Annotated in this window: 21 protein-coding genes, 2 tRNA genes and 1 rRNA gene; 13 read left to right on the forward strand and 11 right to left on the reverse strand. The window is 31.4% G+C overall.

Annotated features, from left to right (window positions below; translation table 11 throughout):
• Positions 1 to 7: 7 nt before the first annotated feature.
• The 6 genes from ACULEV_RS04065 (at position 8) to ACULEV_RS04090 (ending at position 7,486) form a co-directional block, all read left to right on the forward strand.
• Complete coding sequence (locus tag ACULEV_RS04065) at positions 8 to 1,087, forward strand: LptF/LptG family permease (RefSeq protein WP_445457398.1); 1,080 nt, start codon at positions 8 to 10, stop codon at positions 1,085 to 1,087.
• Complete coding sequence (locus ACULEV_RS04070) at positions 1,074 to 1,985, forward strand: DMT family transporter (RefSeq protein ID WP_445457399.1); 912 nt, start codon at positions 1,074 to 1,076, stop codon at positions 1,983 to 1,985. The genes ACULEV_RS04065 and ACULEV_RS04070 overlap by 14 nt, the downstream gene beginning before the upstream one ends.
• Before the next feature lie 50 nt (positions 1,986 to 2,035).
• Positions 2,036 to 2,989 carry an acetyl-CoA carboxylase carboxyltransferase subunit alpha gene (locus ACULEV_RS04075; protein ID WP_445457400.1) on the forward strand — a complete coding sequence of 318 codons (954 nt, stop codon included), beginning with the start codon at positions 2,036 to 2,038 and terminating at the stop codon, positions 2,987 to 2,989.
• Positions 2,990 to 3,141: 152 nt separating this feature from the next.
• On the forward strand, positions 3,142 to 4,698 hold the full coding sequence (gene dnaB, locus ACULEV_RS04080) for a replicative DNA helicase (protein ID WP_445457401.1): 1,557 nt from the start codon (positions 3,142 to 3,144) through the stop codon (positions 4,696 to 4,698).
• 67 nt (positions 4,699 to 4,765) lie between these two features.
• Entirely contained in the window at positions 4,766 to 5,485 is a 720-nt protein-coding gene (locus tag ACULEV_RS04085) for a glycosyltransferase family 2 protein (protein ID WP_445457402.1), read from the forward strand.
• A 54-nt stretch (positions 5,486 to 5,539) separates the two neighbouring features.
• Positions 5,540 to 7,486 carry a tetratricopeptide repeat protein gene (locus tag ACULEV_RS04090; protein ID WP_445457403.1) on the forward strand — a complete coding sequence of 649 codons (1,947 nt, stop codon included), beginning with the start codon at positions 5,540 to 5,542 and terminating at the stop codon, positions 7,484 to 7,486.
• 54 nt (positions 7,487 to 7,540) lie between these two features.
• On the opposite strand, the gene ACULEV_RS04095 is transcribed toward ACULEV_RS04090, so the two are convergent.
• From ACULEV_RS04095 to ACULEV_RS04115, 5 genes are all read right to left on the reverse strand, one after another.
• The gene (locus ACULEV_RS04095) at positions 7,541 to 8,056 is read right to left on the reverse strand and encodes a hypothetical protein (RefSeq protein ID WP_445457404.1); all 516 of its coding nucleotides are present in this window, start codon (positions 8,054 to 8,056) and stop codon (positions 7,541 to 7,543) included.
• A gap of 94 nt (positions 8,057 to 8,150) precedes the next feature.
• Positions 8,151 to 11,954, reverse strand: a complete 3,804-nt coding sequence (locus tag ACULEV_RS04100; RefSeq protein ID WP_445457405.1) for a beta strand repeat-containing protein — start codon at positions 11,952 to 11,954, stop codon at positions 8,151 to 8,153.
• 40 nt (positions 11,955 to 11,994) lie between these two features.
• A complete protein-coding gene (locus ACULEV_RS04105) occupies positions 11,995 to 12,930 on the reverse strand; it encodes a methionyl-tRNA formyltransferase (RefSeq protein WP_445457406.1) in 936 nt (311 codons plus the stop codon).
• Positions 12,930 to 14,078: an ABC transporter substrate-binding protein gene (locus ACULEV_RS04110; RefSeq protein ID WP_445457407.1), complete on the reverse strand. Its 1,149-nt coding sequence runs from the start codon at positions 14,076 to 14,078 to the stop codon at positions 12,930 to 12,932. The genes ACULEV_RS04105 and ACULEV_RS04110 overlap by 1 nt, the downstream gene beginning before the upstream one ends.
• 81 nt (positions 14,079 to 14,159) lie before the next feature.
• Complete coding sequence (locus tag ACULEV_RS04115) at positions 14,160 to 14,714, reverse strand: phage tail protein (RefSeq protein ID WP_445457408.1); 555 nt, start codon at positions 14,712 to 14,714, stop codon at positions 14,160 to 14,162.
• A gap of 216 nt (positions 14,715 to 14,930) precedes the next feature.
• Here ACULEV_RS04115 and ACULEV_RS04120 point away from each other — a divergent pair, with 216 nt between their 5' ends.
• From ACULEV_RS04120 to ACULEV_RS04135, 4 genes are all read left to right on the forward strand, one after another.
• Positions 14,931 to 15,257: a hypothetical protein gene (locus tag ACULEV_RS04120; protein WP_445457409.1), complete on the forward strand. Its 327-nt coding sequence runs from the start codon at positions 14,931 to 14,933 to the stop codon at positions 15,255 to 15,257.
• A gap of 639 nt (positions 15,258 to 15,896) precedes the next feature.
• Positions 15,897 to 16,685 (forward strand): sensor histidine kinase, encoded by a 789-nt coding sequence (locus ACULEV_RS04125; protein WP_445457410.1) that lies wholly within the window; start codon positions 15,897 to 15,899, stop codon positions 16,683 to 16,685.
• 70 nt (positions 16,686 to 16,755) lie between these two features.
• Positions 16,756 to 17,439, forward strand: a complete 684-nt coding sequence (locus tag ACULEV_RS04130; RefSeq protein ID WP_445457411.1) for a response regulator — start codon at positions 16,756 to 16,758, stop codon at positions 17,437 to 17,439.
• 173 nt (positions 17,440 to 17,612) lie between these two features.
• The gene (locus ACULEV_RS04135; protein WP_445458517.1) at positions 17,613 to 18,809 is read left to right on the forward strand and encodes an asparagine synthetase B; all 1,197 of its coding nucleotides are present in this window, start codon (positions 17,613 to 17,615) and stop codon (positions 18,807 to 18,809) included.
• Positions 18,810 to 18,898: 89 nt separating this feature from the next.
• Here the strand turns inward: ACULEV_RS04135 and rlmF are convergent, their stop codons facing one another.
• From rlmF to thrS, 6 genes are all read right to left on the reverse strand, one after another.
• Complete coding sequence (rlmF, locus tag ACULEV_RS04140; RefSeq protein WP_445457412.1) at positions 18,899 to 19,840, reverse strand: 23S rRNA (adenine(1618)-N(6))-methyltransferase RlmF; 942 nt, start codon at positions 19,838 to 19,840, stop codon at positions 18,899 to 18,901.
• A gap of 22 nt (positions 19,841 to 19,862) precedes the next feature.
• On the reverse strand, positions 19,863 to 20,612 hold the full coding sequence (locus tag ACULEV_RS04145) for a hypothetical protein (RefSeq protein ID WP_445457413.1): 750 nt from the start codon (positions 20,610 to 20,612) through the stop codon (positions 19,863 to 19,865).
• Between the two features lie 77 nt (positions 20,613 to 20,689).
• Entirely contained in the window at positions 20,690 to 21,034 is a 345-nt protein-coding gene (gene rplT / locus ACULEV_RS04150) for a 50S ribosomal protein L20 (protein ID WP_445457414.1), read from the reverse strand.
• Between the two features lie 129 nt (positions 21,035 to 21,163).
• Complete coding sequence (rpmI, locus tag ACULEV_RS04155) at positions 21,164 to 21,361, reverse strand: 50S ribosomal protein L35 (RefSeq protein WP_140964640.1); 198 nt, start codon at positions 21,359 to 21,361, stop codon at positions 21,164 to 21,166.
• Positions 21,362 to 21,458: 97 nt separating this feature from the next.
• On the reverse strand, positions 21,459 to 22,010 hold the full coding sequence (gene infC / locus ACULEV_RS04160; RefSeq protein ID WP_445458518.1) for a translation initiation factor IF-3: 552 nt from the start codon (positions 22,008 to 22,010) through the stop codon (positions 21,459 to 21,461).
• Between the two features lie 29 nt (positions 22,011 to 22,039).
• A complete protein-coding gene (gene thrS / locus ACULEV_RS04165; protein ID WP_445457415.1) occupies positions 22,040 to 23,980 on the reverse strand; it encodes a threonine--tRNA ligase in 1,941 nt (646 codons plus the stop codon).
• Positions 23,981 to 24,867: 887 nt separating this feature from the next.
• Here thrS and ACULEV_RS04170 point away from each other — a divergent pair.
• The 3 genes from ACULEV_RS04170 to ACULEV_RS04180 all read left to right on the forward strand — a co-directional run bounded on the left by ACULEV_RS04170 (position 24,868) and on the right by ACULEV_RS04180 (position 26,696).
• A 16S ribosomal RNA gene (locus tag ACULEV_RS04170) occupies positions 24,868 to 26,385 on the forward strand.
• A gap of 82 nt (positions 26,386 to 26,467) precedes the next feature.
• Positions 26,468 to 26,541, forward strand: a tRNA-Ile gene (locus tag ACULEV_RS04175).
• An 81-nt stretch (positions 26,542 to 26,622) separates the two neighbouring features.
• A tRNA-Ala gene (locus ACULEV_RS04180) sits at positions 26,623 to 26,696 on the forward strand.
• Positions 26,697 to 26,777 lie beyond the last annotated feature (81 nt).

The raw sequence follows: 26,777 nt of genomic DNA on the forward strand, positions 1-26,777 counted from the left end.
TTCAGAAATGAAGTTAATAGATAAGTATATTTTAAGAAGATATCTAGTTACATTTTCAGTAATGTTGCTTTTATTTATTCCAATTGGGATAGTAATTGATGTTTCTGAAAAGGTAAATAGAATGATTGAAAGAAAAGCTCCTTTTGATGAAATTATTGTTTATTACGGAGATTTTATTATCTATTTTGCCAATTTATTGTTTCCAATATTTCTCTTTTTATCAGTTATTTGGTTTACATCAAAGTTAGCTAATAATACAGAAATTATTGCAATATTAAGTTCGGGAATTTCTTTCAAACGCTTTCTGAGACCTTTTTTAATAGGAGCCTCAATTGTTTGTGTTTTTGCTTTGTTAATGGGCTTTTTCTTAGTTCCAAAGGCAAGTAAAGGTTTTTTAGATTTTAGAAACACTTATTTGCGAGGAAGTAGTTATAAAACCATGGAAACTTCTGATATTTTTAGACAAATAGGAGATGGAGAATATATTTACATAAGTAACTATAATTTCATGTCAAAAACTGGTTTTAATTTTACTTACGAAAAATTTAAAGGAAATAAATTAGTTGAAAAAGTAAACGCCAATAGAATTAAATATGATGAGAAAACAAAGAAATATTCATTATTTAATTACATTAAACGATCAGTTGGTAAAAATGATGATATTTTAGAGTCAGTAGATAAGAAAATTGTAAAATTTAATTTTGAACCAGACGAATTAACACCCGTTTTCTATATTGCTGAAACAATGACGATTGGTGAATTATATACATTCATTAATAAAGAAAAGAAAAAAGGAAATACAAGAATAAATGCCTATTTGGTAGTTCTCTATAAAAAATATAGTTTACCAGTTTCGGCTTTTATATTAACTATAATAGCTGTTGCAGTTTCTTCAATGAAAAGAAGAGGAGGAATGGGAGTAAATTTAGCCATAGGAATCGTAATCGCTTTTACATTTATATTTTTTGATAAAGTGTTTGGAACAATTGCTGAAAATTCAGATTTTTCTCCATTATTAGCAGTTTGGATTCCTAATATTGTTTTTGGAATATTAGCTTTTTATTTACTTCGCAATGCAAAACGGTAATTATTTAAAAAATTATTTACATCTTCATTTAATAGTTTTTATTTGGGGATTTACAGCAATTTTAGGGAAATTAATTTCTTTAGAAGCTTTAGATTTGGTTTGGTATAGAATGTTTTTTGCTACAGTTTTTATAATTTGTTATATCTGTATAAAGAGACAATCTTTAAAAATTCCTTTAAAGACTTTTTTAGGGTTTGCACTATCAGGAATTATAATAGCCACACATTGGTTCACTTTTTATGAGGCTATAAAAGTTTCTAATATATCAATTACATTAGTTTGTTTATCAACTGGAGCATTTTTTGCATCCTTAATAGAACCTATTTTATATAAAAGAAAAATTGTAGGTTATGAAGTTTTATTTGGAATAATAACTATTATAGGACTTAGTATAATCTTTGAGGTTGAAACCCAGTATAAAAATGGAATATATTTAGCAATTACTTCTGCTTTTCTTTCTGCTTTGTTTTCAGTAATTAATGGTAAATATGCAAAAGAATATGAGGCAAATATTATTTCTTTTTATGAATTAGGAGTTGGTGTTATTTTTTTAAGCATTGTAATGTTGTTTAATGAAAAATTCGATGCAGTCTTTTTTTCTTTATCATTAAATGACTTTTTATGGCTCTTAGTTTTATCATCAGTTTGTACTGCATATGCATTTTCTGCCTCAATAAAAGTAATGAAAGTATTAAGCCCTTTTACGGTTATGTTAACAATTAATCTAGAACCTATTTATGGAATTGTCTTAGCCTTACTTATTTTTAGCGATTCAGAACATATGAATTCGTTGTTCTATGTAGGAGCAGCAATTATACTTGCAACGGTTATAGCTAATGGAGTTGTGAAAAATTATAAAAAAAGAAAGCTAAAACAGCATCAATTAAACGTTAATTAATTTGAAAATTTTATCTTTGTAATTACAAACGAAAACCAAAATTTAGTCCAATGGAATATTTAGATTTTGAATTACCAATAAAAGAACTTGAAGATCAGTTAGATAAATGTGTGATCATAGGTCAAGAATCTGAAGTTGATGTAACAAATACATGTAAACAGATTGAAAAAAAATTAGAAGAAACTAAGAAAAGTATATATAAAAATTTAACAGCTTGGCAACGTGTTCAAATGTCAAGACATCCTAATCGCCCTTATACAATGGATCACATTAAGGCGTTATGTGGTGATACTTTTTTAGAATTGTTTGGAGACAGAGGTTTTAAAGATGATAAAGCCATGGTAGGAGGACTTGGAAAAATAGATGGACAATCATTTATGATTGTTGGCCAGCAGAAAGGATACAATACTAAAACACGTCAATATCGTAATTTTGGAATGGCTAATCCTGAAGGATACAGAAAAGCTCTTCGTTTAATGAAAATGGCTGAAAAATTTGGTATTCCAGTTGTTACTCTAGTAGATACTCCAGGAGCTTATCCAGGTCTTGAAGCTGAAGAACGAGGACAAGGTGAGGCAATTGCTAGAAATATTTTTGAAATGATTCGTTTAAAAGTTCCAATTATAACTGTTATTGTTGGAGAAGGAGCATCTGGTGGAGCACTAGGAATAGGAGTAGGAGATAAGGTATTTATGTTAGAGAATACTTGGTACTCTGTTATATCACCTGAGTCTTGTTCTTCTATTTTATGGAGAAGTTGGGAATATAAAGAGCAAGCAGCTGAAGCATTAAAGCTAACAGCGATTGATATGAAAAAGCAAAAATTAATTGATGATATTATACCAGAGCCGTTAGGTGGTGCTCATCAGGATAGAGGTACAACTTTTAAAACGGTTGAAGAGTATATTATTAAAGCTTACAACGAATTAAAAGAGTTATCAACAGAAGATTTGATAATGAAGAGAATGGATAAATATAGTAAAATGGGTGAATTTAAAGAATAATTCATATTTTTTTATAAATGAAGTCCGAAACCTCATAGTTTCGGATTTTTTTTGTGTTATAAACAAAAAAAAACAATTATGAACAGGTTATTAACCTATTCCTTTTAACAAAGTTCGATTCATAATAATTAAAATTTGGTTACCTTCGCAATATGGAAAATATCAGAAATAGTAGTCCTTTAAAAGTTGATAAAACTACTATAATTAATTTAGAAAAAGGAAAACTTCCACCTCAAGCCATAGATTTAGAAGAGGCAGTTATAGGTGCAATGATGATTGATAAAAAAGGAGTGGATGAGGTAATTGATATTTTACAACCTGATGCCTTCTATAAAGAATCTCATAAGCATATTTTTGAAGCGATTGTTGAATTATTTAATGATACACAGCCAATTGACTTATTAACGGTTTCTGCCCAATTAAAAAAGAATGGAAAATTAGATTTAGCTGGTGGAGATTTTTATTTAATTCAGTTAACACAAAAGATATCTTCATCTGCACATATTGAATTTCACTCAAGAATAATCCTGCAGAAATTTATTCAACGTAGTTTAATTAAAATTTCAAGCGAAATAATTGAAGAGTCCTATGATGAAAGTACTGATGTTTTTGATTTATTAGATAAAGCCGAATCAAAACTTTATGAAGTAACACAAGGAAATATAAAAAGAAGTTCAGAAACAGCTCAAAGTTTAGTAATACAAGCTAAGAAACGTATTGAAGAAATTGCAGGAAAGGAAGGACTTAGTGGTGTGCCAACTGGCTTTCATGACTTAGATAAACTAACTTCTGGCTGGCAACCTTCTGATTTAATTATTGTAGCTGCACGTCCTGGTATGGGTAAAACAGCTTTTACTTTGTCAATGGCTAGAAATATGGCAATTGATTATGGTGCTCCTGTTGCTTTTTTCTCTTTAGAGATGTCTTCGGTACAATTAATTACACGTTTAATTTCTTCTGAAACAGGATTGTCTTCTGAAAAATTAAGAACAGGTAAATTAGAAAAACATGAATGGGAACAACTTTCAATTAAGGTAAAAGATTTAGAAAAAGCTCCATTGTTTATAGATGATACTCCTTCATTATCAATTTTTGACTTGCGTGCCAAAGCGAGACGTTTGTCTTCTCAACATGGAATTAAAATGATTGTTATTGATTATCTTCAATTAATGACAGCTGGTGGAAATGGTAAAGGTGGTGGAAATCGTGAACAAGAGATTTCAACTATTTCCCGAAATTTAAAAGCTTTAGCTAAAGAATTAAATGTTCCAGTAATTGCGCTTTCTCAGTTATCACGTGCCGTTGAAACTCGTGGGTCTAGTAAAAGACCTTTACTTTCAGATTTACGTGAATCTGGTGCAATTGAGCAAGATGCTGATATTGTATCTTTTATTTATAGACCTGAATATTATAAAATAGATGAATGGGATGATGAAGAAAGAACGCCTACTCAAGGTCAAGCAGAATTTATTGTAGCCAAACATCGTAATGGTGGTTTAGATAATATTCGATTGAAATTTATTGGAAATTTAGGTAAATTTGATAATTTGGATGATTTTAGTTCTCCTTTTGATGCTTTGCCTTCAAAAATGAATTTAGATGATCAAACTAATCCATTTATTACTCCAAATCTTCCAACTGCAAATGAAGCTTTCGGAAGTAATTTTAATGGAGATAATTATGATGATGATTCAGATGTTCCTTTTTAATTTGTACATTTATGAAAATATATAAAAAACCATCTTTATGATGGTTTTTTTATTTAATTTAGAATCTATGAAGAAACTTTCAATTATAATGCCTTGTTATAATGAGGAAAAAACAATAGTTCAAATATTATCAAAAATTAAAGATGTTGATTTATTGGAAAATACCAATAAAGAAATTTTAATTATTAATGATTGTTCAACAGACCATTCGGAAAAATTAATTAAAAAGTTTATTGATGAACATCTAGAACTTTCCATAAAATATTTTAAAAATGAGAGCAATAAAGGAAAAGGAGCTTCTATTCATATGGGAATTAAACATGCAACAGGGGATTTTGTCATTATTCAAGATGCTGATTTAGAATATGATCCTAATGAATATAATGTATTATTAAAACCTATACTGGATGGATTTGCCGATGTTGTATATGGTTCGAGGTTTATGGGAAGCAAGCCGCATCGAATTTTGTTTTTTTGGCATACCATTGGAAACAAATTTCTAACATTTTTATCAAATATGATGACGAATTTAAATTTAACAGATATGGAAACTTGTTACAAAATGTTTACTTCTCCCATTATTAAAAATGTTTCTTTGAAAGAGAAAAGATTTGGTTTTGAACCAGAAGTTACTGCAAAAATGGTCAGGTTTCCTAATATAAGAATCTATGAAGTTGGAATTTCCTATTATGGGAGAACTTATGCAGATGGAAAAAAAATAGGATGGAGAGACGGTTTTTATGCTATTTATTGCATTGTTAAATATGGACTTTTTAAAGCAAGTTAATTTAGCTATTGTGATAAAAAAATTAAAGGAATAGAAATTGATTATAAAATTATTATGGCAAAAAAGAAGATAACTGTTCTAAATTCCAATGAAATAGTGGATGAGAACAAAAAGGATATTTCAAAAAAAATGGTTTGGTTTTTAGCCATCGTTTCATTTTTATTGTATGCCAATACTTTGAACCACGGATTTGTTCTAGATGATATAGCTGTAATTGAACAAAATAGTTTTGTCAAAAAAGGTTTTGCAGGAATTTCAGAATTATTTTCAACTCTTTATTGGCAAGGATATTGGGATTCGAATGCTGGATTATACAGACCAATGTCATTAGTATTTTTTGCTATGGAATGGCAATTGACTCCAAACAATCCTTTTATACATCATTTTTTTAATGTTTTTTATTATGTCTTAAGCATTGTTTTGCTATTTAAAGTCTTGCATTATTATTTGAAAGAGTATTCCATCTGGATTACTTTTTTTATAGTACTACTATTTGCTGCTCATCCTATTCATACTGAAGTGGTTGCCAATATTAAGAGTAGAGATGAAATTTTTTGTTTTCTCTTTTTTATTCTAACTATATACTTTCTTTTAATCAAACAAAGGAAAATATATCAAGTTCTTGGAATAGTGTCTTTTTTATTCTGTTTGTTGTCTAAAGAAGCAGGAATTTTATTTTTACCAATCCTTTTATTTTTGGTTTGGTTAAAATTCAGAAAAGACATAAGTGTTTTCCTTATCAAAACAATTCCAATTATTTCTGTTAGTGCATTTTGGCTTATTTTGCATCGTTATATTATTTTAAGTTCACCTTTTAAAAGAATTCAATATACTTATTTAGATAATTCCTTATTTGGTTGCAATGATTTAATCTCTAAAATGGCAACAGGATTTACCATATTTGCCAGATATATTGTCAAGTCCATTTACCCTTATAATTTGAGTTATGATTATTCTTTTAATCAAATTCCTTGTGTAACGGTAAGTTCCTTTTCATTTATAATAAGTTTATTGCTTGTGGGAGTGGTTTTCTTCGTGATGTATTTTTTCAGAAAAAGGAATAGCTTGGTCAGTTTTGGCATACTCTTTTTTTTAATTACTATTTTCTTGGCTAGTAATATTGTTGTTTTTATTGGAACTACAATGGGAAATCGATTGTTATATACTCCAGTTTTAGGAATTATTATTGCCTTGGTTTTTTTATTATTTCATTTTTCAAAAAATATAAGAATAGTAAAGTTTTCTCATCCATTAATCTATTTTTTATCTGTTGTTGTTTTGTTGTTTTCATTTAAAACATTTAATAGAAATAAAGATTGGAAATCAAATGCCACTTTGTTTACCAAGGATTTATTGAATTCGCCAAACAGTGCACGAGTAAATTTTAATTATGCAACAGTATTTTTTAACCAATTATCATCAGATGTTGAGCTTCAAAAACAACAATTACCTTTCATAATTGATTCTTATAAGAAGGCTCTAGCAATTGATCCCAATGAAAAAGGAGCTTTGACGAATTTAGGAGTTTGTTATTATAAATTAAAAGACTACAAAACATCAATATATTATACAAAACAAGCTTTAGCATTAGCAAAAACCGATTATTCTTTGCAATCTAATTTAGCCGATGCTTATTTTAGAAATAATGACTTTGATGAGGCTATTGCAAATTATAAAGAATTGGTTCAAAATAATTATAGTCAAGAAAACACTTATAATTATTATGGAGTAGCTTTGTTTAATAAAAAAGAGTACCCAAAAGCAATTACTGTTTTTAAAGAAGGAATTAAACAAAATTCCAGTTCAGTTGAATTATGGATGAATTATGGAAATACTTTAGCAGCATCAGGAAATCTTAAAGAAGCCATAACTGCATTTGAAAAAGCCTATGAGTTAAATCCAAATGAGAAAAATTCATTAAAGTTTTTAGCAATGGCTTATCAACAATTAGGAAATATAGAAAAGGCAAATTTTTATTATTCAGAATTTGTTAAGAAATAAAAAAGAGGCTTCATTTTATTGAAACCTCTTTTGTGAAATTACTCTTTTACTAATTTAGATTTTAACTAAATGAAAATTAAAAGAGGATATTGTTTCATTTTCAGAGCTACTATTCTTAGGAATGAACTCTGGTTTAAAATTTGGATTATAATTCCATTCTTCAGAATGAATATAACATCCTTTGGCAGACAAGTAAATAGTATTTTTATAAGGTTTATAACCTTCCGCCTCTATTTGAATGCTTATTTTTTCATTCACTTTAGTATTACTTACATTAAAACCAGATTCAATTGAATAAGAACTATCCGTAGATTCTAATGATTGATTCAACGGGAAAAATCGATTTTTTTTAATTTTAGCAATTAATTTTACTGAACTTATCGGCTCAAAAGTTTTTGAATCAATGAAGTTTCCTTTCAAAGTAATTTTATTGTTTACTAAAGAAAAGGGCGTGAAATCAATATTATTTGAGATCGTATTTGTTTCTAAAGCATATATGTTAGATCCAGATAATGCTAAAGTACCTGTGGTGAGAACACTAAGTCTCTTTACGAATAATCTTCTTTCCATTTTTTTTGATTAATAGTGGTTATAGTAATTTTTCTAATCAATAAATAAAATAAAAAAGGACTGTTATGATATCATAACAGTCCTTTTATCTAGATTATTTTTTTATTATTAGATTTTGAGAACTAATTTGAGTTCCATTTGTTCCTTTGATATAATAAATACCATCAGCTAAATTTTCAACATTTATAATATTTTCTATGTTAGAATTTACCTTAAATGTTTTAACTGTTTGTCCTAATTGATTAACAATTAAAAACTCACCATCAAAATTAGTATCAATATTTAACAATCCACTAGTTGGATTAGGATATATTGCAAATTGTAATTTGTTTTCAAAAGTACTTGTGCCCAAAGCAGTAACTGTATAACAAGTAGATTGAACTGTACAAGAACCAACTGTTACTTCGACTTTATAATCACCAAGAGTTGTTGGTGTAAAATCTTGATTTGTTTCCCCAGTCAATAAATTGTTAGGACATTCATACCATTGGTAAGTAGCACCAACTTCATTAGCCGTTAATATACCTGTAGTTAATTCAGATATAGTATCATCAATAGCAACTGGTTCAGTAATAGTAACCGAAGCTATATCAGTACAACCATTCGCATCAGTAATTGTTACATTATATGTTCCAGCAGCAACACCAGTTATTGTAGCAGTTGTAGCAGCATTACTCCATAAATAAGAGTAAGGAGCAGTTCCACCAGTTGCGGAAGCAGTAGCACCACCATCAGTAGCACCATTACATGAAGCATTACTATCGCTAACTGCATCAGCTACTAAAGCAACTGGTTCAGTAATAGTAACCGAAGCTATATCAGTACAACCATTCGCATCAGTAATTGTTACATTATATGTTCCAGCAGCAACACCAGTTATTGTAGCAGTTGTAGCAGCATTACTCCATAAATAAGAGTAAGGAGCAGTTCCACCAGTTGCGGAAGCAGTAGCACCACCATCAGTAGCACCATTACATGAAGCATTACTATCGCTAGCTGCATCAGCTACTAAAGCAACTGGTTCAGTAATAGTAACCGAAGCTATATCAGTACAACCATTCGCATCTGTAATTGTTACATTATATGTTCCAGCAGCAACACCAGTTATTGTAGCAGTTGTAGCAGCATTACTCCATAAATAAGAGTAAGGAGCAGTTCCACCAGTTGCGGAAGCAGTAGCACCACCATCAGTAGCACCATTACATGAAGCATTACTATCGCTAGCTGCATTAGCTACTAAAGCAGTTGGTTCAGTAATAGTAACCGAAGCTATATCAGTACAACCATTCGCATCAGTAATTGTTACATTATATGTTCCAGCAGCAACCCCAGTTATTGTAGCAGTTGTAGCAGCATTACTCCATAAATAAGAGTAAGGAGCAGTTCCACCAGTTGCGGAAGCAGTAGCACCACCATTCGTACCACCATTACAAGAAACATTGTCATCAACAATTGCACTAGTTACTAAAGCAGTTGGTTGTGTAACTGTAAAGTTAACAGAAGTTGTACAAGAGTTTGCATCTGTCACAGTACAAGTCCAAGTTCCAGCAGTTAATCCAGAGACAGAAGTTGTTCCGTCCCCAATAGGATTTCCAGGTGTCCAGTCATAAGTATAAGGAGCAGTTCCACCAGTTGCAGCATTTACTGTTGCAGCTCCAGTAGCACCACCATTACATGCGATATTAGTTTGTGAAGCAGGTGTTAACGAAATAGCTGTTGGTTGAGTAACTGTAAAGTTAACAGAGGCTGTACAAGCATTTGCATCAGTTACAGTACAAGTCCAAGTTCCAGCAGTTAATCCAGAAACAGAAGCTGTTCCATCACCAGTTGGGTTTCCAGGAGTCCAATTATAAGTATAACCACCAGCACCACCAGTTGGAGTATTTACAGAAGCAGCACCATTCGACCCACCATTACAAGAAATATTGGTTTGTGAAGCAGCTGTTAACGAAATAGCTGTTGGTTGAGTAACTGTAAAGTTAACAGAGGCTGTACAAGCATTTGCATCCGTTACTGTACAAGTCCAAGTTCCTGCACTTAGTCCAGTAACAGAAGCTGTTCCATCACCAGTTGGGTTTCCAGGAGTCCAATTATAAGTATAACCACCAGCACCACCAGTTGGAGTATTTACAGAAGCAGCACCATTCGACCCACCATTACAAGAAATATTGGTTTGTGAAGCAGCTGTCAACGAAATTGCAGTTGGTTGAGTAACTGTAAAGTTAACAGAAGCTGTACAAGCATTTGCATCCGTTACAGTACAAGTCCAAGTTCCAGCAGTTAATCCAGAAACAGAAGCTGTTCCATCACCAGTTGGGTTTCCAGGAGTCCAGTTATAGGTATAACCACCAGCACCACCAGTTGGAGTATTTACAGAAGCAGCACCATTCGCACCACCATTACAAGAAATATTGGTTTGTGAAGCGGCTGTCAACGAAATTGCCGTTGGTTGAGTAACTGTAAAGTTAACAGAAGCTGTACAAGCATTTGCATCCGTTACAGTACAAGTCCAAGTTCCAGCAGTTAATCCAGAAACAGAAGCTGTTCCATCACCAGTTGGGTTTCCAGGAGTCCAATTATAAGTATAACCACCAGCACCACCAGTTGGAGTATTTACAGAAGCAGCACCATTTGCACCACCATTACAAGAAATATTGGTTTGTGAAGCAGCTGTCAACGAAATTGCCGTTGGTTGAGTAACTGTAAAGTTAACAGAAGCTGTACAAGCATTTGCATCCGTTACAGTACAAGTCCAAGTTCCTGCAGTTAATCCAGAAACAGAAGCTGTTCCATCACCAGTTGGGTTTCCAGGAGTCCAGTTATAGGTATAACCACCAGCACCACCAGTTGGAGTATTTACAGAAGCAGCACCATTTGCACCACCATTACAAGAAATATTGGTTTGTGAAGCAGCTGTCAACGAAATTGCCGTTGGTTGAGTAACTGTAAAGTTAACAGAAGCTGTACAAGCATTTGCATCCGTTACAGTACAAGTCCAAGTTCCTGCAGTTAATCCAGAAACAGAAGTTGTTCCATCACCAGTTGGGTTTCCAGGTGTCCAGTCATAAGTATAAGGAGCAGTTCCACCAGTTGCAGTATTTACTGTTGCAGCACCAGTTGCACCACCATTACAAGCGATGTTAGTTTGTGAAGCAGGTGTTAAGGCAACATTACATACTGGAGCTTCAAATAATCTGAAATTATCTATTCCCCATTCTTCGTTACTTCCTTCAGAGAAAACACGAATACGTAAACTCATTGTAGTTCCTGTGCCTACAATAGTCTTGGTGAATTCTCCAAATACATTTGTTAATTGTGTACCATCTCCACAACCATCATTATTTGTATCTTCAAATAGATATTTGTCTCCAGTTCCAGAAGCACTTCCTCTGTTGTAAAAACGAATTAAGTTTACATAAGCCCCGCCATCAATGCTATATTCAACAATAATATAATCTGTATTAGTAGTTCCTACACCACTAATACATGCATTTTGATTGTCCCAAGGCTCATTTGTACTTGCTGCCGCAATTAAACCTCTAAAACTTAAATCAGATTTTCCAGAAATATTAATACCTGTCCATTCGATTTGAAGTTCATTTAATGGATTACTTGCTGGTGTAGCCCCTTCAGAAGGAAAACCAGTTCCTGGACCATTGTGATCTTCACCTGCCCAGAAAGAGTTTCCTTCTTTACCAGTAAATGGTACTACTTGTGATATATTAGATCCATCAGTTAGCCTGAAGTAAGAAGAAGTTGTTCCTCCATTTACTTCAGGAGTCCTAGTACCACTAGAGGGATTGCTTTCAAAGTCATCGCTCCAAAATTGAGTTTGTGCATAGGTACCTATTGAGAATAAGCACATCATGACTAAAAGTAAAGTAATTTTTTGTTTCATATGATATTAATTTATTTATTACTGTTTAAGACTCTGATTTTTAATTAAATATATTGCCTATTATGTTTATTTTACTACTTAATTGTTTTGCGGTCATTATACCCTCATCTGTACTTAGTATCTCTATTGCAATTTGTTTATTATCTGAACAAGCCACAGTGATAGTGTTCTCTTCAGTAATTTCTATAATTGTACCCGGATGTATATTATTATGTGGTTTGTTAAAGTTTTTTGCTGATATAATTTTTGCTTGTTCACCCATAAATGTTGTGTCTGCTCCATTGTTCCATGGGTTGCATGCATTTATAAGTGATAGTATTTCTTCTGAATCCATTCTTTTCCAATTTATATAGGTATCCGAAAATTGAGGCTTCTCATAGTAATAGGCTTCACTCTTATCTTGTGGAAAATTAGGTATTTTACTAGCAAATTGAAGCATATTAGCCATATTCAGAGCTACTTGAGCGACTCTATTACTTAATTTTACAGTTAATTTTCCATAAGTATCACCTTTTTCTATTATTACAGGGTCATTGAAAATAATATTTCCTTCGTCAAAATTAGCATTCATGAAATGTACACAAATAGCTGTTTCTGTTTCCTGATTCTTTAGAACTTCAAAGATAGGCATAACTCCTCTATATTTTGGTAACGGACCAGGATGAAAGTTAATAAATTTATCTTTACCAAATAATAAAACTTCTTCAGGAATTAAAAAGGGAAATGAAATGGAAAAAACATAGTCAGGCTGTACGTTGTTTATCCAAGTCTTCATTTCTGAAATACTATTTTTGTTTGGAAATGATTTAAAGGCTATTTTGTTTTCTTCACATTCTCTTTCTAATGCATCATTAATGATTTCTGTTCCTTTACCAATTGCTACTCCAAAAAGAAATTTTTCATAAGCTAATAGTTGCAAAGCTTTAAAAGCAAACTTTCCACCACAGAGTAATACTATTTTTTTTTTATTTTCCATTAAATACAAGTATAACTATTATACCAAGCCGAAGTTACATTATTGAGAGATAGCTGACATAATTTGTCAAATTCTTCTTTAATATTCTTTATTTTTTTACCTAATTCTATCTCACTCATTCCATTATTTTCAATTAGTCTTGCTTCATATAGGTCAGAAATAGTAGTATTTGTTTTTGCATCAAAATAAATTTTTCCTCTTGGTCCGTTAAATTCAAATTTTTGTAGTTCACTTGCTATTTTAGGGATATTGTTTTTTTGTTCCCTTAGTAACTCAAGTACTTTTGCTATAATTGATGCAGCTTCCCAACTAATTAAAGAAAATAAATTTGGTTTTCTACCTGATGATTCAATAGTTTCAATAAAAATCTTATTTTCTTTATTTTCTATTTTTTTTGACCAAGAAACGATTCCACTAACTAAATTACTGGGAAAAACAGCACTTTCTATCATTGTTTCTTCAAAGCCAAATGGAGTTAAATATATTGGTAAATTTTGATTATTAAATCTACTTTTTATTTCTTTAAAATACCACTGTACAAAGTCTCCACTAAAAAGGCTTAAAAATGCACTATCTGAATTTTCATTTATATAATTTTGAAGAGGTTCCATAGTAAAATCATTTTCTTTATATCCAGTAGCATGGTTAAAAAAAATCTTTCCACCTGCATCTTCAAAACTTTTTGAAATACTATAAGTATGCAAATATCCTCCATCATAATATCCTGTTACCATAGCTCCTTTTTTATAGCCATCATTAGATGCTTTTTGTGCTGTAAGCCAAGCTCCTAAAGAATTATGAAGCGAATGATAGAAGATATTAGGACATGTTGGCCATTCGTTGGGCAAATTAGCTCCAGCATCTAAAACAATTAAAATTTTATTAGCCGCTAGAAAAAGAGGTCTAAGTAATTCAGCTGTACGATGACCAATAAACGCAAGAACTAAACTTACATTCTCTTCTAATAGTAACTTTTCCGCTGAACGATAACATTGTTGTTTATCAGCTCCAAAACCAATATTCTCTGTTACTATTTTGATGTCTTTTTCTCCAATTGCTTCTAACCCTAACTTAAGTCCTTCATAAATATCAAAACTGATTGTCTCATAGTATGTTGATCTAGGTAAAAGAACTCCAATTTTTTGCATGTTTTTTTATATTAATAAAAGTTACATCAAAGTTATATTTAAAAAAGGTACATTTCTTAATGTACCCTTTTATATATTGATTTAATTTCTACTTGGAAAAATTCCGTATATAGCAATCGAATAATTAATAGTTAAATATGGATTTAATATTGAAATTGGAATATTTGATCCAGTTATGCTAGTTTGACCTGATGCACTTAATGGCCCATAATTTGCTCCAGGAGTAGATTCGCTAGAAAACACTTCACTACCATTGTTTGCTAAATAAGCTCCTTGTGGAGAATCTGTATCTCCACCAGCATTAGAAACAGGCATATTAACTGTGATTCCTTGTGCAGCATGAGTATGTGCAGGTAAGTTTGCTGTTAATAAGGTAACACTTGTAGTTCCACTAAGTTGCCCCATCACATAATTAGGTAATCCAGGACCTTGTCCTTGTCCTATTGGCATTCTTCCTCTTAAGTCTGGTAGAGCAAAAGTAGTTTGACCATTACCACCGTATGTTGTTCCTAAAAGAGAAAATAAAGCAGTGTTTTGTGCAATGGACATAATTTGACCGCTACACAGTTGGTAGCTTTGAGGAGCAAAGTTAAAGCCGAAAATTTTAATTTCTCCAATAAACGGTTCTGTTGACATATTGATAAATTTTATAGTTAATATTTATTTTTTTACTAAGTTAATTAAAAATCCGATAAGTTATTACTTACAAAATATATTTTTTTAACATTTTGCTAATTTATGATTTATACGATTAATCTATACCCGTAAAAATACCTGTTTTTAAGTTCAGGTAATTAATTATTCATTTTTAATACTAAATTTGCTTTTAATATAAACAAATAATATTTTTTTATGGCAAAAGACACAATTACATTGCAAACGGCTCAAGAATGGGCAGCAAGATGGAAAAAAGAAGGTGCAAATTACTTAGCAGAAAACCAATTGAAAGCTTTTCTGATACCTGGAGATGATGTAACACAAGTTATGGCTGAAGAAGGAGTTGTAAATGTGAGGTCTTATTTAGGAATAGATGAGAATAATGAACCTCATTTAATGATTGTAGGAGTTGATGCAGAAGGGAATGATATGATTGATTCTGAAAAAGGCTGGTATATTTATGATTTTTCTGAACCATGCCCAAACACATGTAATCAGAAGGCACCCTTTATAATTCAATAATTATTTTGTTTGAATTTATAATATATATAGGATATTTATTACTGGGCATTAACTTTATTTTATTTGCTATAAAATTAAATAAAAAAATGCCCAGATCCTTTTTTGTATTTACTATATATTTATTGGTAATGATTATTATTCAAGCATATACGAGCTACTTAAAAAGTATTCATCAAAATAATTTATTTCTATCTCATTTTTATTTCATTCTTCAATTTCTTTTGTTAAGCCTTTTCTATCTAGAAATAGTAAATAATGATTTTCAAAAGAAAATTATAAAAATTGCAGTACCTTCTTGTTTAATAATTTTAGGAGTTCAATATTATTTTAATACAGATTTATTTTATAAATTTAATTTATTTGAAATTTTTATAACTTCTTTTCTCATAATCATTTTTTCAATGTTTCATTTTTATAATATTTTAAATGAAAAAAAGAAATATTACTATATTAATACAGGAATACTATTATATTTGTTTGGAAGTACAGTATTGTTTATATCTGGGAACCTAATTTCGAAGTTAGATTTAGCACCAAGTAAAATTGTATGGATACTTAACTCTGTTTTATATATTGTTTATCAAGTTTTTATAGTAATAGAATGGAGGGAAATTTTTATAAAAAAATCTGACAAATGATATGATAAATGATAGAGATCTTGTATTAGCAATAGTATATACTTTTATAGCTTTTATTTTGTTAACAGTTTCTTTATTAGTTTTTATATATTATTCGAGAAAAAAAATTATTCAAAAAGAGATTGAAAAAAAAGATTTAGAAATTAAATACCAAAAGGAAATGCTTAACGCTGCTATTCTTACTCAAGAGAAAGAGCGGAAAAGAATAGCAAGAGATTTGCATGATGACATTAGTTCTAAAATAAACATTATTTCATTAAATAGTCATTTTTTAACTGTTCCTAATTTATCTGAAAAAGAAATAAAACAAATTACATCTAATATAATTGATGTTTCTGCAAAAGTTTTAGAAAGCACTAGAAGAATTTCTCACGATTTGTTGCCTCCTATTTTTGAAGAATTTGGAATTCACGTTGCAATTGAAGAACTTTGCAGTAATTATTTAAAATCTAATAATCTTATAGTTAATTATAATAATATTCTTGAACAAGATATTTTTGATGAGATTGATAAAAAAAACCATTTGCATATTTTTCGAATTTTGCAAGAATTAATAAATAATTCAATTAAGCATGGTATGGCAACAGAAATTGATATTAATTTTGAGAAAAAGAAAAAGAAGAGAGTTTTAAAATATAAGGATAATGGCAATGGTTTTGATGTACAAAAAACAAATTTGAAAAAAGGTTTAGGAATGAAAAACATTGAAAGTAGAGTGGAGTTTTTAAATGGAAAATTTGAAATGAATAGTGCTATTGACCAAGGAGTACAAGTAATTTTAAGTTTTTAAAAGAATCAATTTTATTGTTTAAGTAGATACCTTTGAATAATAAGTATTTGATTAAAAAAATCTATCTGCAATGGACACTATAAAAATTATTTTAGCTGATGATGAACTTCTTTTTAGAAAAGGAATTCTTTTTATGCTTGAGCGTGAAAAAAATATTGAAATAGTTTTTGAAGCTTCAAATGGTGACGAATTAGTTAAATACTTAAATAAAAATCAAGATAATTTGCCAGATATTATTCTAATGGATTTAAAAATGCCTTTACTAAATGGTGTTGAGGCAACAAAAAAAGTACATAAAAAGTTTCCAAACATAAAAATAATTGCTCTTACAAGTTATGATACAAAACCTTTTATTATTAATATGATTCAAGAAGGTGCATGTTCTTATTTAGTTAAGAATGCTTCACCTAAAGAAATGATTTATACTATTAATGAAGTTGCTTCAAAAGGGTTTTATTACAATGATTTAATTATGAATATTATTCATGAAGGATTAATTTTTGGAAATAAAAAAACAAAAAGTAGTTTTGATGAAGAATATTTAACTACTCGAGAAAAAGAAATTTTAGAGTTAATTTGTGAGCAATTAAGTACCATTGAAATTGCGGAAAAATTATTTATAAGTCCAAGAACTGTTGATGGACACAGAAACAATTTATTATTAAAAACTGAATCAAAAAATATTGCAGGCTTAGTAGTATATGCGATTCAAAATAAAGTTGTAGCTTTAAAAAACATTACAAATAAAATGTGATTTTTTAAATATATAGAAGCAAATTTGTTTATAATCTATTTATGATACTTTTTTAAATCATTATAATAGTATTTCTTATCTTTGAAAAAACTGTCATTACATTGAAAAAATACTTTTACATATTTCTTTTACTATTCACATTATCAGTAAAAGCTTCTTTTATTTTGTTGCCAATGGAAGCTGAAGGTCAACAAAATCACTTAAAAGCCTATGGAATCACTTATTGGGCATTAGATAAAAATTATAAAGTAAGTTGGCTGTTGAATTATAGAGGAGGTTCATTTCTTTTACCAGATGATAATGCTATTAGAAGAGAATGTCAAATAAGAGGAGTGACTTTTGAAGTTTTATCAGATGGAAATGCAAATGTTATTTTAGAAGAAATAAGTAGTCCATCACAAAATATGGAAACAGTTATTTTAGAAAAAGCACCAAAAATTGCAGTTTATACTCCAAAAGGAAAACAACCTTGGGATGATGCAGTTACTATGGTCTTGACCTATGCAGAAATTCCTTACACAGAAATATATGATGAAGAAGTTTTAAGCGACCAACTGGTTTTATATGATTGGCTTCATTTACATCATGAAGATTTTACAGGACAATATGGTAAATTTTTTGGAGCATATAGAAATGCACCTTGGTATATAGAACAAAAAAAAGATGCTGAAGATTTAGCTAAAAAACTAGGCTATAATAAAGTTTCTGAAGAAAAATTAGCAGTAGCTATAAAAATACGTGATTATGTAATAGGGGGAGGATTCATGTTTGCAATGTGTTCGGCTACTGATAGTTTTGATATTGCTTTAGCTGCTGACGGAGTTGATATTTGTGAGCCTATGTTTGATGGTGATGGTAGTTCACCTAATTATCAATCAAAAATAAATTATAATAATTCTTTTGCTTTTAAGAATTTTATTTTAGAAAGAAGCCCAGAAAGATATGAGTTCTCAGATATTGATACTACTGAGGATAGAAAATCAAAAAACATAGTTCCTTTTGAAAAAGATTATTTTACTTTAATGGATTTTTCTGCAAAATGGGATCCAATTCCTACCATGCTTTGTCAAAATCATACCCAATTAGTTAAAGGATTTATGGGGCAAACAACTGCTTTTTCTGAAGATAGAGTAAAGGCCAATGTGTTAACTTTAGGGGAATGTAAAATTAATGGAGAAGCCAGATATATTCATGGTACAAAAGGTAAAGGAATGTTTACTTTTTATGGTGGTCATGATCCAGAAGATTATCAACATCATGTAGGTGATGCACCAACTGTTTTAGATTTACATCCTAATTCTCCAGGATATCGTTTAATCTTAAATAACGTTTTGTTTCCAGCGGCTAGAAAGAAAAAGCAAAAAACTTAATTTTTTCTAAAAATAAAAGCTTTAAATAACAAAATGAATGATCATTTAAAGCTTTTTTATTTATAAATATTAAATAGGATGATTACTTTTTAATCCCAATTAATAATTGCCCAATTTTCTTTTTGTTGATTACTCAAAAACGTCCAAGCTATAAAACGACTTATTTTATTTCCTTGTTCCATATCTATCGTTTTTATATCAACTGCTCCTGCCTTTTTAAGATGATTATAGAAAGGTTTTAAGTTTTCTTTCTTAGATACTAATGAGGTAAACCATAAACATTGTTTCTTAAAATGAACACTTTCATAAATCATATTTGTGATAAAGGCTAGCTCACCACCTTCAGTCCATAATTCATTGTTTTGACCACTAAAATTTAAAACAGGTTTCCCATCTTTGGCTTTACCAAGATTTCTCAATTTTCTTTGAGAACCTTTAGTAGCTTCTTCTCTAGAGGCATGAAAAGGAGGATTGCAAATAACAAAATCAAATCGGTCATTTTCTAGAATGCAGTTTTTCAGAACATTTCTTCTATTCTGTTGTATTCTTAAAATAACGTCTTTTTGTAATTTTTCATTGTTTTCAACAATTTTGGCACAAGCCTTTAAAGAAGGAACATCAGTTTCAGTTCCTACAAATTGCCAACCATATTCACTATTTCCTATTATTGGATAAATACAATTGGCACCAACACCTATATCTAATCCTTTTATATTTCTACCAGTTGGTATCTTGTTTTTGTTTTCCAAAGCTAATAAGTCTGCAATATAATGAACATAATCTGCTCTTCCTGGAATAGGCGGACAAAGATTAGTTTTAGGAATGTCCCAAAATGAAATAGAATAGTACGTTAATAATAAACTTTTATTCAAAGCCTTTACTGCATCAGGATTTGCAAAATCAATCGTTTCGTTTCCATATTGATTAGTAAATACAAATTCATTTAACTTCGGGTAAATAGTTGTTAATTCCTTAAAATTATAACCATTAATATGCTTATTTCTTGGGTGTAATTGTTTTTTAGTTTCCAATAGTGGTGTATTTTTATTACTGTTAAAAAATGGTTTTTGACTCTAATTCAGATAAATCCGAGAATAGACTTTTTGTATTTAAATCTAAAAAACGAACTCCTTTAGTATACTTAAATTTAAATTGCTCTTCAGTTATTGGCATATCTTCCGTCATTGTATTTGTAGTTGTAATTGTTACAATGTCTTTTTCAACATCAAAATTTCTTTCAATTTGAGCTCCAGCACCTGCATCATAAGTGGAAAAGTTTTTTAATAAAAGATCATTATTGTCAAATTTAAAATCTAAAAAAGTATTCCCACAAGGGCCATAACAAAATAAAGATATTTTTAAAAGATTATCTACTATTTCAATTTCTTTTGAACTATTTGTATGTTCATCGGTAAAAAAATATTCTTCAGTTATAATAGAACGATTTTGTGCCATTAAGTTATAAGAGTCATTCCTGTTTTGGTATACTGAAATACTTTCAGATACTTTTTCTTCAGTAGTAGTTTGTATAATTATGACAGCATCTTCCGTATCATTGTAATCAATATTTCCTAATGCTACATTAAGTATAGTAAATTTTTTTCCTTCATATTCTTTTTGTATAGTAGATAAAAGATTTTCAGGAATCTTAAATGAAACTGTATCTCTTAACGTTATTTCGATTTCTTTTACAGAGTCTTTTTCTAAAATAAAGTCTTTAATTTCATTTTGATTTGTAGAAGTTTCTTTTTTGCAGCTAATAAAAATTAATATGAAAAAGAAAAGAAGTATTAGTTTTTTCATTTTTTATTCAAATATAAATAAAAATCCCAATCAAAAGATTGGGATTCTATATAAGTAAGATAAATTGGTTTGACGTATTATTTAATTTTTTTTACGATAGCTTCAAAAGCTTCTGAGTGATTCATAGCTAAATCAGCAAGAACTTTACGGTTCAATTCGATATTATTAGCTTTGATTTTTCCCATAAATTGAGAATAACTCATACCGTGTAATCTAGCACCAGCGTTAATACGCATAATCCATAAAGCACGGAAGTTTCTCTTTTTTTGCTTTCTATCGCGGTAAGCATAAACCATTGCTTTTTCAACCGCGTTTTTCGCTACTGTCCAAACGTTTTTACGTCTTCCAAAGAATCCTTTGGCTTGTTTTAATATTCTTTTTCTTCTAGCTCTACTAGCTACTCTGTTTTTTGCTCTTGGCATAATTTTAAATGTTTTTTGTAGTAAGGCGGTTTTTAAACACTTCCGAATTTTCTAAATTCTAATTTCTGAATTCTAATTTCAATTCGCCCACTCCATGGTTATTAATTTTACTTAAACCTAAACAACTAATTAAATAATATTCAATTGTTGTTTAATACTTTTCTCATCTGTTTTATGAACTAATCCAGAGTGAGTTAAAGCTAATTTACGCTTTTTAGATTTTTTTGTCAAGATATGACTCTTAAAAGCATGCTTTCTTTTAATTTTTCCAGAACCAGTAACTTTGAATCGTTTCTTAGCACTAGATTTTGTTTTCATTTTAGGCATTTTCTTCCTGTATTTAATTTATCTTACTTATTTATTCTCATGTTGAACTTAGCTCAACATCATTTCTTATTATCATGAGCTTCTAAAAAGGACTCATTTATTTTACTTTCTTTTTAGAAGCAAGGTACATAATCATACGCTTACCTTCTAAAACAGGCATTTGCTCTACCTTACCATATTCTTCAAGTTCTTGTGCTAAACGAAGCAAAAGAATTTGTCCTTGTTCTTTATAGATAATAGAACGACCTTTAAAGAATACAAATGCTTTTAATTTGGCACCATCTTGTAAAAATTTAATCGCATTTTTCTTTTTAAATTCATAATCATGTTCATCCGTTTGCGGACCAAATCGGATTTCTTTAATTACAACCTGAGATGATTTTGCTTTAAGCATTTTTTCACGTTTCTTTTGTTCATAAAGAAACTTACCATAATCCATTAACTTACAAACTGGTGGTTCTGCATTTGGAGATATTTCTACCAAGTCTACTTCTTGCTCTTCTGCAAAACGTAATGCTTCACCTATTTTGTAAATACCTGGTTCAATGTTTTCACCTACTAAACGTACTTCAGGAACACGAATTAAATTGTTAATTCTGTGTGCTGCTTTTTTTTCTTCGCGAGGTTTATAGCCTCTGTTGTTTCTAATTGCTATGGCTTTAAAAATTTAAGTTAAACTTAGAACTGTTTTAATGTTTTATTTATTTCTTCTTTAACTATTTCTGCAAAAGCATCAATAGTCATTGTCTCATTCGATTTTCCGTCATCACCATGACGTCTCACAGAAATCGTACCATTTTTCTCCTCTTCCTCACCTATGATTAACATAAATGGATATTTTTGAGTTTCTGCTTCACGAATTTTTTTACCAATAGTTTCGTTTCTATTATCTAATAGGGCGCGAATTTCGTGATTTTCTAGCAAATTTAAAACTTTTTCACCATATTTTTCATATTTCTCACTCAAAGACAATATAATAGCTTGTTCAGGCATTAACCAAATTGGAAAATTTCCTCCTGTGTGTTCCAATAAAATAGCTATAAAACGTTCCATACTTCCAAATGGAGCTCTATGAATCATTACAGGTCTGTGTAATTCATTGTCACTACCTTTATATGTCAATTCAAAACGTTCAGGCAAATTATAGTCCACTTGGATAGTTCCTAATTGCCAACTTCTACCTAAAGCATCTTTAACCATAAAGTCAAGCTTAGGTCCGTAGAAAGCCGCTTCACCATATTCAATTACATAATTTAAACCTTTGTCTTTCGCAGCATTGATGATAGCTTGCTCTGCTTTTTCCCAATTTTCATCACTACCTATATACTTATCTCTATTTTCTTTATCACGTAAAGAAACTTGTGCTGTAAAGTTTTCAAATCCTAAGGAACCAAATACATATAATACTAAATCAATAACATTTTTAAATTCAGCATCTAATTGATCAGGCGTACAAAAAATATGGGCATCATCTTGTGTAAAACCTCTTACACGAGTTAAACCATGTAATTCTCCACTTTGTTCATATCTATATACAGTACCAAATTCTGCATAACGTTTTGGTAAATCTTTATAGGACCAAGGTCTAGCATTGTAAATTTCACAGTGATGAGGACAGTTCATAGGTTTCAATAAAAATTCTTCACCTTCAGCTGGTGTATGAATCGGTTGAAAACTATCAGCTCCATATTTAGCATAATGGCCAGAAGTTACATATAATTCTTTTTGACCAATATGCGGAGTTACTACTTGTTCATAACCTGCTTTCTTTTGAGCTTTTTTTAAAAATTGTTCTAAACGATCTCTTAATGCAGCTCCTTTTGGTAACCATAAAGGTAAACCTTGGCCTACACGTTGCGAAAAATGAAATAACTCTAATTCCTTTCCTAATTTTCTATGATCTCGTTTTTTAGCTTCTTCTAATAGATGCAAGTATTCTGTCAGGTCTTTTTGCTTAGGAAACGAAATTCCATAAACACGAGTTAATTGCTTGTTTTTTTCATTTCCTCTCCAGTAAGCACCAGCAACAGAAAGAATCTTCATCGCTTTAATAATTCCTGTATTTGGAATGTGTCCACCACGACATAAATCAGTAAAAGTGGAATGATCACAGAAAGTAATAGTACCGTCTTCTAGATTTTCAATCAATTCTGTTTTAAATTCATTGTCTTTATATAAGGATAATGCTTCCGCTTTTGTAACCGAACGCATCTTGAATTCATGTTTTTCTCTAGAAATTTCTAAAACACGATCTTCAATTTTCTTGAAATCAGCATCAGTTATTTTTTTATCACCAAAATCTACATCATAATAGAACCCATTATCAATCGCTGGACCAATAGTTAATTTGATACCAGAATATAATTCTTCTAATGCTTGAGCCATAACGTGAGAAGTAGAATGCCAAAAAGCTTTTTTACCTTCATCGTTATTCCATGTATACAAAACAAGAGAACCATCGGTGGTAAGTGGAGTAGAGGTTTCAATAGTTGTACCATTAAAAGATGCTGAAATCACATTTCTAGCCAAACCTTCGCTTATACTTAAAGCGACATCCATAGGAGTTGTGTCCTTTGCAAACTCCCTAACCGAACCATCCGGTAAAGTAATCTTTATCATTTGTTAAAATTTAATGAAGTGCAAATATAATACAATAGAAAAACAAACACAATATATATAGGTATAGATATTTTAAAATATTAGTAGCACTTATATATAGTTATGCAAGACTATTATTCCTGCTTTCCGTTCTATCTTTTTATTTTGGATAAAATAAAAAGGATGCCACTCCAATCAGGGCTATATTAGGAGAGAGCTATTTCAGAAGACGTAAACCGATTACTCCTTATATATAGTATATGTTTGATTTCAGTTTTTCCTCTATGTTCTTTTTTTTAAGAATGTAAGTTCTTCAAAATCAAGGTAGAGAAAAAAAGATTAAAAAATAGTTATAAAAAGGTTAGGATTGTAACAAAAAGGTATTAGTTTTGCACCCGCAATGAAGCAAAGTTCTTATTACATTTTGAATAAATAACGCGAGTTATTGAGAAGACAAAAAAAAGAAAATTTTTTTTCAAAAAAGTTTGTCAGATTCAAAAAAAGGATTACTTTTGCACCCGCATTAACAGGGAAGTTCATACAAATATTGATTACGATAATGAGAGTTATCGACTGATAAAAAAAAGGGAAAAAATTTCTCAAAAAAAGTTTGTCAGAATCAAATAAAGGATTTACCTTTGCGACCCGCAAATAGGGCAACGTTCATAAAATATATTGAGGTTTAGTGATTGCGAAAAAAGATTAAAAATTTTTTCAAAAAAGCTTGCCAGATAAAAAAGAAGTTGTACTTTTGCACCCGCTTTGAGAAACAAGCGAAACATAAGAAGACACGTTCATAGACATATTGGATTGACAGCACGATTTAAATCTTCGGATTTAGATTGTAAAATTTAAGAGAGTAAAGCAAATAGAATTAAAGTTAGCTTATCGTACAAAATTAAAAATATACGATGAAGAGTTTGATCCTGGCTCAGGATGAACGCTAGCGGCAGGCCTAACACATGCAAGTCGAGGGGTAGGAGTTGCTTGCAACTTTGAGACCGGCGCACGGGTGCGTAACGCGTATGCAATCTACCTTGTACAGAGGGATAGCCCAGAGAAATTTGGATTAATACCTCATGGTATTATGAAATGGCATCATTTTATAATTAAAGTTCCAACGGTACAAGATGAGCATGCGTCCCATTAGTTAGTTGGTAAGGTAACGGCTTACCAAGACAATGATGGGTAGGGGTCCTGAGAGGGAGATCCCCCACACTGGTACTGAGACACGGACCAGACTCCTACGGGAGGCAGCAGTGAGGAATATTGGACAATGGGCGCAAGCCTGATCCAGCCATGCCGCGTGCAGGAAGACGGCCCTATGGGTTGTAAACTGCTTTTATACAGGAAGAAACATCTCTACGTGTAGAGACTTGACGGTACTGTAGGAATAAGGATCGGCTAACTCCGTGCCAGCAGCCGCGGTAATACGGAGGATCCAAGCGTTATCCGGAATCATTGGGTTTAAAGGGTCCGTAGGCGGCCTTATAAGTCAGTGGTGAAATCTCCTAGCTCAACTAGGAAACTGCCATTGATACTGTAGGGCTTGAATTTTTGTGAAGTAACTAGAATATGTAGTGTAGCGGTGAAATGCTTAGATATTACATGGAATACCAATTGCGAAGGCAGGTTACTAACAAACGATTGACGCTGATGGACGAAAGCGTGGGTAGCGAACAGGATTAGATACCCTGGTAGTCCACGCCGTAAACGATGGATACTAGCTGTTCGATTTTCGGATTGAGTGGCTAAGCGAAAGTGATAAGTATCCCACCTGGGGAGTACGCACGCAAGTGTGAAACTCAAAGGAATTGACGGGGGCCCGCACAAGCGGTGGAGCATGTGGTTTAATTCGATGATACGCGAGGAACCTTACCAGGGCTTAAATGGGAGACGACAGATTTGGAAACAGATTTTTCTTCGGACGTCTTTCAAGGTGCTGCATGGTTGTCGTCAGCTCGTGCCGTGAGGTGTCAGGTTAAGTCCTATAACGAGCGCAACCCCTGTCGTTAGTTGCCAGCGAGTGATGTCGGGAACTCTAACGAGACTGCCGGTGCAAACCGCGAGGAAGGTGGGGATGACGTCAAATCATCACGGCCCTTACGTCCTGGGCCACACACGTGCTACAATGGCCGGTACAGAGGGCAGCTACCTAGTGATAGGATGCGAATCTTTAAAACCGGTCTCAGTTCGGATCGGAGTCTGCAACTCGACTCCGTGAAGCTGGAATCGCTAGTAATCGGATATCAGCCATGATCCGGTGAATACGTTCCCGGGCCTTGTACACACCGCCCGTCAAGCCATGGAAGCTGGGGGTGCCTGAAGTCGGTGACCGTAAGGAGCTGCCTAGGGTAAAACTAGTAACTAGGGCTAAGTCGTAACAAGGTAGCCGTACCGGAAGGTGCGGCTGGAACACCTCCTTTCTAGAGAAAGATAAGGATAATTTTAAGATATTTGATTTTACTCTCGCTGTTAGTTCAAGATTTAAAGAAGCTAAAAATACAGAGTCTCGTAGCTCAGCTGGTTAGAGTACTACACTGATAATGTAGGGGTCGGCAGTTCGAGTCTGCCCGGGACTACTTATTTTAAGTTTTAAAGGAAATTCTAGAAGTTGGGATTCACAATTCATCATTCTGAATTCATAATTCTGAATTTAAATTGGGGGATTAGCTCAGCTGGCTAGAGCGCCTGCCTTGCACGCAGGAGGTCATCGGTTCGACTCCGATATTCTCCACGATTCGCTAGAAGCGAAAGAAGTTCATTGACATATTGAGAAAAGAAAATTAAAAATATAATAGAAAGCACAAATTTTGGG

The sequence above is a fragment of the Flavobacterium sp. HNIBRBA15423 genome (assembly GCF_052655965.1).

What these genes read in the sequence shown, in the direction of transcription:
- ACULEV_RS04105 (WP_445457406.1), bottom strand. Translation starts at nt 12,930, where the DNA reads ATGGAAAATAAAAAAAAAATAGTATTACTCTGTGGTGGAAAGTTTGCT.
- ACULEV_RS04130 (WP_445457411.1), top strand. Translation starts at nt 16,756, where the DNA reads ATGGACACTATAAAAATTATTTTAGCTGATGATGAACTTCTTTTTAGA.
- ACULEV_RS04120 (WP_445457409.1), top strand. Translation starts at nt 14,931, where the DNA reads ATGGCAAAAGACACAATTACATTGCAAACGGCTCAAGAATGGGCAGCA.
- ACULEV_RS04135 (WP_445458517.1), top strand. Translation starts at nt 17,613, where the DNA reads ATGGAAGCTGAAGGTCAACAAAATCACTTAAAAGCCTATGGAATCACT.
- ACULEV_RS04065 (WP_445457398.1), top strand. Translation starts at nt 8, where the DNA reads ATGAAGTTAATAGATAAGTATATTTTAAGAAGATATCTAGTTACATTT.
- ACULEV_RS04115 (WP_445457408.1), bottom strand. Translation starts at nt 14,714, where the DNA reads ATGTCAACAGAACCGTTTATTGGAGAAATTAAAATTTTCGGCTTTAAC.
- ACULEV_RS04085 (WP_445457402.1), top strand. Translation starts at nt 4,766, where the DNA reads ATGAAGAAACTTTCAATTATAATGCCTTGTTATAATGAGGAAAAAACA.
- ACULEV_RS04075 (WP_445457400.1), top strand. Translation starts at nt 2,036, where the DNA reads ATGGAATATTTAGATTTTGAATTACCAATAAAAGAACTTGAAGATCAG.
- ACULEV_RS04100 (WP_445457405.1), bottom strand. Translation starts at nt 11,954, where the DNA reads ATGAAACAAAAAATTACTTTACTTTTAGTCATGATGTGCTTATTCTCA.
- ACULEV_RS04090 (WP_445457403.1), top strand. Translation starts at nt 5,540, where the DNA reads ATGGCAAAAAAGAAGATAACTGTTCTAAATTCCAATGAAATAGTGGAT.
- ACULEV_RS04095 (WP_445457404.1), bottom strand. Translation starts at nt 8,056, where the DNA reads ATGGAAAGAAGATTATTCGTAAAGAGACTTAGTGTTCTCACCACAGGT.
- dnaB (WP_445457401.1), top strand. Translation starts at nt 3,142, where the DNA reads ATGGAAAATATCAGAAATAGTAGTCCTTTAAAAGTTGATAAAACTACT.
- rplT (WP_445457414.1), bottom strand. Translation starts at nt 21,034, where the DNA reads ATGCCAAGAGCAAAAAACAGAGTAGCTAGTAGAGCTAGAAGAAAAAGA.
- rpmI (WP_140964640.1), bottom strand. Translation starts at nt 21,361, where the DNA reads ATGCCTAAAATGAAAACAAAATCTAGTGCTAAGAAACGATTCAAAGTT.
- ACULEV_RS04070 (WP_445457399.1), top strand. Translation starts at nt 1,074, where the DNA reads ATGCAAAACGGTAATTATTTAAAAAATTATTTACATCTTCATTTAATA.
- ACULEV_RS04110 (WP_445457407.1), bottom strand. Translation starts at nt 14,078, where the DNA reads ATGCAAAAAATTGGAGTTCTTTTACCTAGATCAACATACTATGAGACA.
- ACULEV_RS04145 (WP_445457413.1), bottom strand. Translation starts at nt 20,612, where the DNA reads ATGAAAAAACTAATACTTCTTTTCTTTTTCATATTAATTTTTATTAGC.
- thrS (WP_445457415.1), bottom strand. Translation starts at nt 23,980, where the DNA reads ATGATAAAGATTACTTTACCGGATGGTTCGGTTAGGGAGTTTGCAAAG.
- ACULEV_RS04125 (WP_445457410.1), top strand. Translation starts at nt 15,897, where the DNA reads ATGATAAATGATAGAGATCTTGTATTAGCAATAGTATATACTTTTATA.